Here is a 12,660-nt window from a genome sequence, read left to right as displayed (position 1 = left end):
ATGTTCACGTTCAAGTGATTGTCATTCATCTAAAAATACTGGATTATGAATAATGAATGCTTCACATGAAAAAGACACAAATAAAACAGATGATTTTTTCCATATGTTTCACAAAATACTTCAAGCAAATCTTGCTCGGATGACGGCTGGCATTAGTCTTGCTGACATAAGAATTGCTTATCACTCTCAACTCGTTTCTAAATCTCATCGTCATAGCAGCATAGAATAAAATCATCGATATCCAACGTTCATGACGTAATCGCGTAATAATGAGCTCTCAAACTCTGCTTTTTCCATAAGAACCAAAAGAGCATCACGTGCATTAATTACCCCCAATGGTTTAAAATTTTCATCCACGATAGGGACATGCAGAAGATTTTGCTCCTTCATAGTCGCCCATACATTGCGCAACAAGTCGTTTGGGTGGCAATAAGTAACTTCTTTGGTCATCACTGTTGCCACAGGGACAGTACAACCACAACCCTGGCAAACCGCCATCATACGAACAACATCGGTTCGCGTAATGATCCCAACCATTGCTCCATCCTTGTCGCAAACCACAACAAGATTGATGTGTCGACCATCAAGAAATTTAGCAGCCTCCATTAATGGAGCCTCATCTCTGACGGTAACAAGGCGTTTTTGTGCGACAGGGACTATTTCCTCTACAAATGCTTCTATAAATGCCATATATTCACCTTTCTGCAATTGTTGATGGATGTGACATCTTTACCTTTTACAAGCAATGCATAGTAATATAATGATAATTATAGCCTATCGTATTAGGAACAAAATAAATAAAAAGCCTGACCCACTGTTGCACCATTGAAGCAGTGCTGATGTTACAGAGGGCGGTGTTATTTTTGAAGGAGCAATCCCACGATGAATGAGGTAGAGATTGATATTGAGATTAGCTCAAGAGTACAAAATTTTTAATCGAAAATGTGTAATCTATAAAGAAGGAAAAAATAAAGCTTTTTGAAAATGCTATTCTAGTATTATATAGCCAAAAAAATTTAGAACACCACTGTATTGGGTTTCACAGAGGCATTGCTCAATTTGGTGATGCTTCTGACTTACTGAACAGGGAGTGCTATGCAACCGAATGGAAAATCAGGTAAAGATTCTGACATCAGTCAAACCGAATCTTGGCATACCCTTGACATCAGTGAGGTTGCGCTACGTTTTAATGTTGATCTGTCTCATGGACTTACTTTGCACGAAGCAGCAACAAGATTAGCTTCAGTAGGCATTAATCAAATCGAAGAACAACCGTCACGATCACCCATCCTGCTTTTTCTGACCCAGTTTAAAAGCGCTTTGATCCTAATCTTAATCGGAGCTACTGCACTGGCTACGTTAATAGGAAACTTTAGGGATGCCAGTGTGATTCTTGTGATTGTAGTGATTAATGCCTTCGTCGGTTTCTATCAAGAATACCGAGCAGAACAAAGTCTAGCCGCACTACGAAAGATGCTCCCATCGCAGACCCATGTTCGGCGTGACGGTAAGAAACATACTATCGATGCTGCAGCCGTGGTGCCTGGTGATATAGTACTGGTGGAAGCTGGGGACCGAATTCCTGCTGATGGCAGATTGGTGGTTGTGGCCAATCTCGATGTCGATGAGTCAACTTTGACGGGTGAGTCACAACCAGTTAGCAAACATATGGATGCTATGTTTGAAAGAGATCTTCCAATAGCTGACCGATTAAATATGGTCTATATGAATACCATGGTCACTCGCGGACGAGCAGAACTTGTGGTCACGGCCACCGGTGTGCGCACTGAAATGGGAAAGTTATCGCAACAGTTGGCTTTAACACCAGAGATTCTCAGCCCACTACAAGTTCAGTTAGACCAGCTCGGCAAACGTCTGGGCGCGATAGCGTTGATGTTGATCAGCCTTCTGTTTCTATTTCAATTAATTCGTGGTGTGAATCTCACACATGCTATTATCGATGCTATTGCGTTGGCCGTTGCTGCAATGCCGGAGGGATTGCCTGTAGTTGTCACAGTAACTCTGGCCCTGGGCATGTATCAGATGGCGCGACACCGTGCGATCATCAAGCGTCTGGCGAGTGTTGAGATCCTAGGTTGCACAACGGTCATTTGCTCCGATAAGACTGGAACACTGACACTTAACCAAATGACTGTGCGTGAATTGTTCTACCTTGGCCGGCGATTCAAAGTTACTGGTGAGGGCTACAGCACTGCGGGTGGGGTGCTTCCTGAGACAGAAAATTCATTGCTGCCAGACATGCAGCCAGTTTTGGTCCCCGTAGTCGCTTGTAATGATAGCTATGTTGAGGATGGAAGAGTAATTGGTGATCCGACCGAGGCTGCTCTACTAATACTTACGGAAAAGGTGGGGCTTCATCGCGAATCCATACTGGCGGAGTATCCTCGCATGGCCGAAATACCTTTTGATTCAACCTATAAGTTCATGGCCACATTTCACCGTGTAGGAGAACACGTTCGAATCTTTTTAAAGGGAGCGCCTGATGTTCTTCTTGCTCGCTGCAGCCATTTTATTAGTGACGCTGATCACAATGGTTTGTTGGACGGCAAGCACAAGAAAGAAATAGAAGATGAGTATTGTACTATGGCATCTCGTGGGCTTCGATGCTTGCTTATAGCGTCCCGCACTTTGGGGGCCGAAGAATTTGTGGGATCAGATAACTTATTGGTTTGGGTTAGCGATCTCACGTTTTTAGGTCTGATTGGACTACAGGATCCACCACGACCTGAGGCAAAGCAAGCTATCGTGCAGTGTAAAGCGGCTGGCATCGCAGTCAAAATGATTACAGGTGACCACCAGGATACGGGCGTGGCTATCGCACATGAACTTGGTCTGCAAGGCGAGGCCCTCTCTGGTAAAGAACTTGATCGGCTAGATGATCGACAGCTTGCCGAAGTCATCAACGGGATTACCGTATTTGCACGAGTGTCGCCAGCTCATAAAGTGAAGATCGTACAAGCACTGCAGAGTAAGGGGCATGTGGTGGCGATGACCGGAGATGGTGTCAATGATGCCCCTGCGCTAAAAATTGCAGACATTGGCGTGGCGATGGGTATGGTTGGCACGGCGGTTGCAAAAGAAGCTGCGACTATGGTGCTCACGGATGATAACTTCTCCACAATTGTTGGTGCGGTTCACCAGGGACGAGTACTCTACGATAATATCCTCAAGTTCATCCGTTTCCAACTCTCTACCACTGTTGGCGCTATCTTGACGGTGTTTTTCGCGCCTATCCTAGGACTGCCGGAACCTTTTAATCCAATCCAGATCTTGTGGGTTGCGCTGATCATGGATGGTCCTCCTGCAGTGTCCCTAGCTCTAGATGCGGGACGATCAGGGATTATGAACGATGCGCCACGTCATCGTTCGGAACCTGTATTATCTTGGGTGCGTCTGAGTCGCATCGTGGCGTTTGGTTTAATGATGATGGTGGGTACACTTGGTGTGTTGTGCTATGCAGTGAACAATTACAATGAGCACAGTGCACTGACACTCGCTTTCACCACATTTGTCCTGTTCCAGTTTTTCAATATTTTTAATGCTCGTGTTGAGAGTGGTTCGGCTTTTAGCAAAGGTTTCTTTAAAAATCGTATGTTATGGCTATCGCTCGCCGCAGTCGTCATTCTCCAGGTTCTGGCAGTGCACTGGATACCGGCACAGTCTATTTTTGGGACGACCAACTTGACCCTTACTCAGTGGGTGATGGCCATTGGTATTGCTTCCTCTATATTGATATTTGAGGAAGGACGTAAAGCCACTGTCTTGTGGTGTTTGCGAAAGGTGAATTCATGAAACTAGAGATTGAACACGTTTTGATAAGTACAAGCATTATTTATGCATAAAGAGGCAAAAATGGATAAGCCTACATTTAATTGGAGCCATTTCAATCGTCGTTCTTCTTACTTACATTCTTAAAAATGTCATAGCTTATTCTAGACCAGAAATAATAACGACCACATTAAACATTGATGCTTTTCCTGGTCGCCAGGTGATTTTATGCTCAGCGCATGTGATTTTTCTAATATCCCTAATGGTTCCCCATATCCGTATAAAAGTTGTATTTTAAATACATCTTTATTATAATAGTCTTGAGTTAAGGTCCTCTAAAGGAGCATATCATGTCAGCAATACATAAACCCGCTAAAACCGGCAGTGATAAATTTGCCTTTGGTCTTGTGAAGTTTTTTCGTTTTTTTGCGGACACCTTTTTTCAAAAACGCTATGGAAATCGCGCTATAGTACTCGAAACAGTAGCTGCAGTACCGGGCATGGTTGGCGCTGCGTTACTGCATTTACGCTGCTTAAGAAAAATCAAAAATGATGAAGGGTGGATTAAAACGTTGCTGGATGAAGCAGAAAATGAACGGATGCATTTGATTACTTTTATGTACATTGCCAAACCTAATTGGTTTGAACGAGCTATTATTTTTATAGCGCAAGCAATTTTCGTGGTATTGTATTTATTGATGTATATTCTTTCTTCTAAAACAGCCCATCGTTTTGTGGGTTATCTTGAAGAAGAGGCAGTGATTAGCTATACCCATTATTTACAGGAGTTAGATGAGGGCCGTATTGAAAATAGCCCCGCTCCTGATATTGCTAAAAGCTACTGGGGATTAGCTTCTGATGCATGCTTACGTGACGTGCTCTTAGCTGTACGTGTTGATGAGGAAGAGCATAGAGATGTAAACCATCAGCTAGCCGATAAATTGGCAACAAACCGTACTCTTTTAACTAAGCTGGAACTAGAGCTTACAGAGAATAAGAATACCAACCAATAAGAGAATTATCGATAACCCGAAGAAAAGGTGCATCATGATGATATCCGAATACAGCGAGTTAATGTGTTATAAGCAAATTGAAATTGACAGTCATGGAAAACTGAAATTTTTCTTGGAAAAACACAGTACCAAAGAAGGAACTTGGGGTAAGCTCTCTCTCCAGGAAGGAGTCATTGATTTTGTATTCCTCAATGGTGAGGGGCATGAATGGTCACGAATTCGAATCGATAAAGAAAACTCTCAATTACTGATTCCTCCTGCTGCATGGCATAAAATTATTCCAGTCAGTGAACCATTTAAGGCAAATCTTGAGTTTTATTGCATGCCCCAGCGATATTTCAATAAAAAATACGGTTTAGGGGCAGTACATAGTGATTTAGTATATGTCTATCAAACTTATTTGCGCCATTTAAAGAACTCATCGATTCTTGATGTAGGCTGTGGTTCAGGTAGAAATTTGTTGTATTTAGCAAAAATGGGACATCGTGTTATGGGAATTGATCATAACCAATCAGCCTTGGGAACAATTGAAGAGATTGTCCAGAAAGAAGCACTGCCTGGAGTCGAGACGCAATTGCACGATTTAAATCAACCCTTAAGTCTTAAATCAGAATGTTATGATTTAGTACTCTCAACAGTCACCTTACAGTTTTTAAACCAGCAGCGCATTCCAGAATTGCTCGCTGAACTTCAAGAGGCAACTAAGAAAAATGGATATCATTTTTTAGTAGTTCCTATTCAATCAGAACTTTTTTCACTACCAGAATTTTTCACATTTCTGCCACAAAAAGAAGAACTCTATCATGTGTATCAAGATAGTGGGTGGTCGATACTCGAATATAAAGAAGCGGTAGGTCATTTGCATAAACAAGATGAACTGGGAAGACCCATATCGGGTTTATTTGGTCTTTTACTTGCACAAAAAATCGGATAAATTTTTACCCATAATGAAATTTAATACTTCTGTCCAAATTAGGATTATCTAAATTAACGTCAGTTATGGATAAAGATATAATTATAACAAGTCTCTATCACAATCCGTTCGGGCTGAGGAGGCGCTGGTGCGCCTTCTCAGCCCGAACGGATCGAAGGAATAACCCGATCTCTTATCCATAATTGACGTTAAATTAAGAACTTCAAAATCTATCCTAGTGGGTCTGGTCCCAGATAGAATTAGGATAAAAATAAATAATGCGCTAAATCAAGGTCTGAGTGAATTAAAACAATTTTCTCTCATTAAATGGTCGGATTACGTATGTATATACCTCACCTTCCACTCAATGAGTACTTGCGAAAATGGATGAGTTCATGCAGGTTACCTCATTCAAATATTATTTTATATAAGGTTTAGTGGATGATCTCTTTTCGTTGTTGAATCGTGACTTAATTCAGTAGTTAGTCCGTTAGCATGTTTCTGCTCCTCTTTTATCGGAGAGGGAAAATGTTTTACTTCAGATTGTATCGGCTGATTACCAGATTTTCTAATGAGGGATTTAGGGGTAGGGCTATCTGGTATTTGCTCTACAGTGTCCTTGAGTTGAGTTAGGATATCTATTGCCATACTGACAGGCTCTATGAGCACCTCTTTACGAAATCCTGATGTAAATAAGCGATTAAAAAAGTTTTTAATTTTAATGAGAAAGTCTGTAAAAGAGAATGGCGTATTTTGCTCTTTAGTTTGGATCTCAGCACAGATTTGCGCACATTCTTTTTTAAATTCTTGATTCTTTTTTATTGCCGTGCTCCAATTTTTATAGAGCTCATCGAGTGATTTAAGTTGTTCTGGATATCTTTCTTTACTTTTAGGAGCTTGATTTAGTTGTTTTATAAGCATCCCACAAGAGTTAATCATTTGCCTTTGTTTTTCTTCGCGAGCATTTTTATCTTGAGCTTTTTGCACAAGTTCTTGATGCATCATTGATTTTGTTGCTATTCCCTGAGCGTATTCTTGAGCTCTATGAAATTCATGAGCAGTGTCGTCAATAATAGCGTAATCCAATTTAATGTTTGCTTGAGCAAAAATAGAGTGAATGTGTGGGTCTTTAAAGATATCAATGACTTCTTTATAGCTGTGGTAACCGTCCTTAATGTATGCAGAAGTCCATAACATTACGATATTATTTATTTTTTTTTCAAGATTTAAATCGGTTTTATGTTTCTCCATATATTTTTGGAGCACCACAACTAAAGAATAAGTTGTGCCTGATAATGAGGCCACAAAAGGAACTTGAGCATTTGTTTTTGAGTAGCCACCCACCTTTTTTTCATCGAGGACTATTTTATCTATTTTTTTTATAGCAACTCTATTATCTGCAAAATTAGGAGAATTGGGTTTCATAATACCAGGGTTGGCTGTTAAGACTTGTCCTAACTCTTCTCTGGAGCGATCTTTTTTCTGATAGGTTGTTGATTGAGCTTTTAATCCCAGTTCGACGTTATCATTAAGCATCACGAACGCTAAAATTAGCTTTCGTGCTTCTTCAAAGGTATTAATCTTGGTGAGATCATTGACGGTATATTCAGGCCTTACTTCGTTATAGGCCTCATTTAATTCATCAAAAACGGAACAATCAAAGTCTTTTCTTAGGATAGATTCAATATGTTCTGCATACAATACTTCATAAAATCGTCGACTTTCATTGTCTTTGGGGTCACTTGTTATCTGAGAGGCTTTCGTTATCAAACGTTGAACAACGTTTGTACCTAATCGTGTTTCGTGCTCTTTACACAGCCTTAAAATATTTTCTATGGCTTTTTTATATTCCTGCTCTAAATAGTGTTTTTGAATTTGTTTCAAAAAAGCAGGATAATTCTCATTATTACCTAGTTTTTTTTCAAGAAGTTTAGTGGAAAGTAAAATGAAATCTGACTCATCTAACTTAGGATAATCTAAGGCCAAAAGAAGACCACTTTCAATTTTTGTGTATGACATATTAAAGCGCTAAAAAATAATTAATAAGTTTAAATATAGATCATTTAAAGTTTACCGGATATATTAAGCTCAAAGAGCATTGATATAGAGCATCTTTTTTGACTACATATTGGCCTAAATGATAACATATGGATCATTTTATTGGAAGTCTGTTTTAACCATTTTATACGCAAGAGGAAAACAAAATGCCTAATTTTACGGAAACCCCGAATCCAGCTAAACCAGGTATCTTTAATATGCAGTTAACTCGATCGGCGGTTGGCAAACCAAAACCTGACTTTACAGATAAAAAAAACCCAGTCGTTGTTTACTATCCCGATAGTGTATTAGAAGGTTTTCAGGCAATCATTAAAGAAAGTGATTTATGTGGACAAGAATTCTATAACCCCTTCACAGAACAGATGGAGCGATTCCCTGAACACCCTACTGAATTTACTGCAAGACATTTACAATTTTTGGCCCGCAATGAAAGCAGTAATGTGAGCGGTATTATGGATTGTAGCTTATACGGAGGGCTACTGACTGAAGATCAAATTGCGCGTATTCGATGTTTAGTTAAAGGATCCGCAGTTATTGGTAAAGTTACAGCAACTAAAGCATATGGTTTTGGTCGTAAAGTAGAAGAACTGCCTAAACCAGAAGATGTAATTGTTATTGATCAAATTGGATTTCAGTGGCAAGGTGATTTGCGTAATACCGGCGGTATGTTTTTTTATCCTGAAGATTCAGAAATTGAAAAGTTACCCAAGAACTATGCTGTATGGCAAAATGAAATGTTTTTTCAGATGTATGGTGTTGAAAGACAGAAGAAACCTTCTAAAGAAAATGCATTGGAATTGCAATGGGGGCCAAGCTTAGATAGTGACTTAAGAATACGTGGAGTGCTTGATTTAGATGGGGTGCGTTGGGGTATTATGCATGAGTTTCATCAAGCATTAGCAGGTTTGGTCAATTACAGTCAAACTCTTCCAGAAGATTCAAACCCAATTAATTTTAAATTCCTTAAAGCAGGAATGGGATTTTTTAGCGCCGGTCTTTACGATCTTGATTTTAATTACCCTTTCACAGCGCTTCAAAATGATGGTCTTGCAAAAGTTGAATTAGCTCGCTTAAAAGGAATATTAGCTGCTCTAGAGAGCTACCCATCTGATACCAACTTCGGTAAGGTTAAACGCTTGAATTTGCCTTTTAGTGCTTTAGTACCGGATAATGCCAGCCCAGAAGTTGCAAAACAATATGCACTAATTCTGCAGGCAATAAAAAATGAGTGTAGGCGATTAAAGTTGGAATGGGGTACGGATCGAATAGAAGATGCTTTAGCTCCTGTACCAGGATATATTAATGCAGTAACAAATTGCGCTGATCCACATGCGTTGATTGGAAATGAAGGTAAATACTCAAGTGTTGATGCAGCTATTTCCAGTAATATTCCTAATATTCATTTGCTTAATTCAGCATATAATGCTCATATCCATTGTTATCCTCTAGCTCCTGGATTTGCCATGCCAAAACGAAGCAAGCCTGAAGTAATACCGCAAGAGGATATTTCTCTGCTTGGGTATGTACAAAAGCTAGCTGCAGGCTTGGTAGATGGTTTGACTAAAAAAACCTCCAGTCCTGAACCACAAAGAACTACAAAGCCCAATAAAGTAGGCTTTTTTGAGCCTGCATTTACTACAAAAAAGGATGAAATTGAGAAAATAGCAAAAGGGGTTTCTGAGAAGCATGAAAGAGGCCCAGATATTTAGGTAATAACTGCCAATAGATCTTCCTCGGTTAACTTTATCGAGGGATGACGCGACCAGCCCTCGAATAAAAAGTGAATCATAGGAAGCATAAATTTTTATTTTAAACGAGAAAAACTTTCGCGACTAAATGCCACTTTTTCTGCGACTGATTCGTGGGGATACTGATGATATCGTGCTTCAATAGTGCGGTATCTTTTCAGTCCTCCTTCCCTATTTGCAATTTGGATGTTTAACCCTGGGCGAGCATTGAGTTCAAGCATCAAAGGTCCTTGTTCTTTATCAAGTACTATATCCACCCCAAGGTATCCTAATCCGGTTAACTCATAACAGCTGGAAGCTATTTCGAGTATTTTATTCCAATAAGGTACTTCTATGTCTACTATTGAGTTCAAGGTATCTGGATGATAATCGATAATATCATTGTGATAGACACCGCCTAGCGTTTTTCCAGTAGTAAGATCAACTCCAACACCAATAGCCCCTTGATGCAAATTAGCTTTTCCTCCCGATAATCGAGTAGGGAGGCGTACCATAGCCATCGCGGGATAACCCAATAAGCTAATAATTCGGATATCGGGGATGCCTTCATAACTGACTTCAGCAAATACAGGGTCAACAACGACACGTTTTTCAATAATCGCGTAATCTGAAGAACCACCAAGACTATATGCACCTGACAGTAAGCAAGATAAATGATAGCTGAGCTCTTGGATTGTTGTTAATTTACCGTTAATTTGCCGATAACGTCCATAGACTTTATCTTTAAAAACTAAGATACCATCGCCACCAGAACCACGGGCTGGCTTTACTACAAAATCATTATAAGCTGTCAAACGTTCTTCGATAGTTTTAATTTGTTGTTCTGTTTCAATAATATCGTATAAAGGGGGTACAGCAATCCCTGCTTTTAAGGCTAATTTTTTTGTTTTTAGTTTATCATCAACCAAAGGAAATAATTTTCTAGGGTTATAACGCAATACGAAATCAGTATTACGCTGATTGATACTCAAAATTCCATGTTTTTTTAAACGACGAAACAGGGTGATCATTTTACATGGCTCGCTAGTGATTTAAAGCGTTTTAATTCAAACAAGCGATAGCCTCGATATTGTCCAAACCATAAAATCAAAGCTAATAAAATCAAAAGCAGTTCGGGAAAAGCAAAGACCAAATATTGTAATGGTTCGTAGCTCATTGCCCAATATGAGATGACTGCTGCAACTAGACTTCCAATACCTGATTTGATCGCTTCGGAAGCACCTCGCTCGTCCCAAGTAATGCACATGCGTTCTATGGTCATGGTTAAAATGATCATAGGGAATAAAGCAACAGATAACCCGGCATCGAGTCCAAGACTTTGGCTAATCACACTAATAAAAATCATTAATAAAATGACCACAGTGAGAATCGCTCCAAGTCTTGGTACGAGAAGCAGCCTTAATTGATCCAAGTAAAAGCGTGCTAACAGCCCAAACGAGATAATGATAACAAAAAGAGAAATTCCCCAGACCACATGAGTTTCCCTGAATGCTAACGCGATTAAAACGGGCATAAAAGTCCCAAAGGTTTTAATCCCAATAAAATTACGCAGGATTAAAATAATAAAGGCACCTATAGGAACCGTTAATAAAATTTTATAAGTTGCTTGCACATTGACTGGAAGCTGTAACAATGAGAAACGTAATAATTGTGAATCTGATTGCAATCCTCGTGATTTAGCAATACTTAAAGCATTAATAGGAGTAGGGGATACTGTTAAAGTAAATTGAGTTTTTTTCCCTCCAACAACATCAAAAACAGGTTCATTTCCATATTGCCAAATAAGAAAATCTTTAGGTAATCCCGCTCCCCCTGTTTTGGGATTAATATAAATCCAATTTTTACCGTTAAAAACAGCTAAAAATGAATTTAAATCCGCTTTACTTTTTTGGGATAAATAAATTCCCTTGACAGGAACTGCATAAATTTTAGACTGATTTAAAATGAGAATCGTAGCGCTAATGAGGTGTTCATCATCAAAATTATTGCCTGTTAATAGCTTAGCATTGCCATCTTTTTTATTCAGTTCTTTAATGGTGCTTTGTGCAAAGGTTTTAATGTCTGCAGAAGATTGTCTCACTTGGCTAGTAATAGTTTCTACTGCTGATTTTTGATTTTCTTCTAGAGGTTGGGATTTTACCATAGGAGGTGTTCCTAATGGTGATTCATTGGTTTCTGTTTGGCGGAAAATAGCGCGGTAATACAACGACTGCTGACCATTCGCTCGCCTTATTGCCCAAACTGTTTCTCGATTATCGCCGTTTAAATTGGTTGTAACCCCATAGTTTCTTGAGACAAAATACTCATCAAGAATAGCAAAATGAGGGGGTAAATAAGGAATATTAAAGCTTGCTTTAATGGGTGTATTCGGTTCAGCAACAAAACGTAAGTTGGATTCAACCATCCAGCTGTTTATGGTTTCTGTATCTGTTAATGGCACATCAAGTACTAAATGCCTGTATAAAAAAATCCCTGTTCCTAAGATAAATAAGGTAAATATCAGTCCATAAACGTGACGCGTATTGTTTTTCATTATTTCTTAAGACTCTTATTTCTTTCTTAAAGTAAAAGCGAGAGCAGGATCAACTGCGCCATTAAACGCAATGATTGCATCTCTTCCTAATAGAAGAGGATAGAGAAAACGTTTGCGATTGGTTAAGTTGACTTTAATTGTTCTGACTTTATCGCCAAGTTGCATACTAAGTAGTACCACGGGGCGTTTAATTGGTGCATGTGCCAATATTTCTGAACCGTGCTCTCCCTCGCGAACTTTGATTTTTACTCGACCTTTATATTCTGCTTCGAATTGGTAATCTCCGTTTTTAGTAGGCACTGTAAAGCGCAAATAGGCGATGCCTTTTTTGGTAATTTCGGTAATGTTGGTTGCATTTAATGAAGCTGATTTAGCTCCAGTATCCAGTTTTGCTGATAGAGTCAAATTCTTTTCTGGAAAAGATACTTTTTCAACATAACCATAAATTTGTGCTTCATTTGTTGCCATAACAGGTCCAGTCATTAATAACACAAAAATAAAGAGAGCAAGTGTTGATCTCATTTAATCATCTTTCCTAAGTTATTTTTATTATTTAGTGCGATATCGTAGCAGGTTTTGCAGATTAAGTCACAACCGTAAGTAGGT

The 12,660-nt window shown here is 39.2% G+C and carries 10 protein-coding genes; 5 read left to right on the top strand and 5 right to left on the bottom strand.

What is annotated here, in order from left to right:
- Positions 1-52 precede the first annotated feature (52 nt).
- Entirely contained in the window at positions 53-229 is a 177-nt protein-coding gene (locus DYH34_RS18130) for a hypothetical protein (protein ID WP_157061463.1), read from the top strand.
- A gap of 2 nt (positions 230-231) precedes the next feature.
- Here the strand turns inward: DYH34_RS18130 and DYH34_RS16845 are convergent, their stop codons facing one another.
- On the bottom strand, positions 232-690 hold the full coding sequence (locus DYH34_RS16845) for a CBS domain-containing protein (protein WP_058465794.1): 459 nt from the start codon (positions 688-690) through the stop codon (positions 232-234).
- A gap of 405 nt (positions 691-1,095) precedes the next feature.
- On the opposite strand from DYH34_RS16845, the gene DYH34_RS16840 reads away from it, so the two are divergent.
- The 3 genes from DYH34_RS16840 (at position 1,096) to tehB (ending at position 5,736) form a co-directional block, all read left to right on the top strand.
- Positions 1,096-3,813, top strand: coding sequence for a cation-translocating P-type ATPase (locus DYH34_RS16840; RefSeq protein WP_058465793.1), 2,718 nt, complete (start codon positions 1,096-1,098; stop codon positions 3,811-3,813).
- A gap of 326 nt (positions 3,814-4,139) precedes the next feature.
- Positions 4,140-4,802, top strand: coding sequence for an alternative oxidase (locus tag DYH34_RS16835; RefSeq protein ID WP_058465792.1), 663 nt, complete (start codon positions 4,140-4,142; stop codon positions 4,800-4,802).
- A gap of 37 nt (positions 4,803-4,839) precedes the next feature.
- Positions 4,840-5,736, top strand: coding sequence for an SAM-dependent methyltransferase TehB (gene tehB / locus DYH34_RS16830; RefSeq protein ID WP_058465791.1), 897 nt, complete (start codon positions 4,840-4,842; stop codon positions 5,734-5,736).
- A 402-nt stretch (positions 5,737-6,138) separates the two neighbouring features.
- Here the strand turns inward: tehB and DYH34_RS16825 are convergent, their stop codons facing one another.
- Positions 6,139-7,734, bottom strand: a complete 1,596-nt coding sequence (locus DYH34_RS16825; RefSeq protein WP_058465790.1) for a hypothetical protein — start codon at positions 7,732-7,734, stop codon at positions 6,139-6,141.
- 185 nt (positions 7,735-7,919) lie between these two features.
- Here DYH34_RS16825 and DYH34_RS16820 point away from each other — a divergent pair, with 185 nt between their 5' ends.
- The gene (locus DYH34_RS16820) at positions 7,920-9,482 is read left to right on the top strand and encodes a hypothetical protein (protein WP_058465789.1); all 1,563 of its coding nucleotides are present in this window, start codon (positions 7,920-7,922) and stop codon (positions 9,480-9,482) included.
- Positions 9,483-9,577: 95 nt separating this feature from the next.
- On the opposite strand, the gene DYH34_RS16815 is transcribed toward DYH34_RS16820, so the two are convergent.
- Genes DYH34_RS16815 through DYH34_RS16805 form a run of 3 tightly spaced genes read right to left on the bottom strand, consistent with a single transcriptional unit; the run spans position 9,578 to position 12,576 of the window.
- Complete coding sequence (locus DYH34_RS16815; RefSeq protein WP_058465788.1) at positions 9,578-10,531, bottom strand: alpha-L-glutamate ligase-like protein; 954 nt, start codon at positions 10,529-10,531, stop codon at positions 9,578-9,580.
- Positions 10,528-12,054 carry an inactive transglutaminase family protein gene (locus DYH34_RS16810; RefSeq protein ID WP_058465787.1) on the bottom strand — a complete coding sequence of 509 codons (1,527 nt, stop codon included), beginning with the start codon at positions 12,052-12,054 and terminating at the stop codon, positions 10,528-10,530. The genes DYH34_RS16815 and DYH34_RS16810 overlap by 4 nt, the downstream gene beginning before the upstream one ends.
- Positions 12,055-12,069: 15 nt before the next feature.
- On the bottom strand, positions 12,070-12,576 hold the full coding sequence (locus tag DYH34_RS16805) for an ATP-dependent zinc protease family protein (RefSeq protein WP_058465786.1): 507 nt from the start codon (positions 12,574-12,576) through the stop codon (positions 12,070-12,072).
- Between the last annotated feature and the right edge of the window lie 84 nt (positions 12,577-12,660).

This window comes from Legionella cincinnatiensis (assembly GCF_900452415.1).
GTDB classification, from domain to species: domain Bacteria; phylum Pseudomonadota; class Gammaproteobacteria; order Legionellales; family Legionellaceae; genus Legionella; species Legionella cincinnatiensis.
The sequence above is the reverse complement of the archived record's forward strand: the minus strand, read 5'-3'. Positions and strand labels throughout refer to the sequence as shown.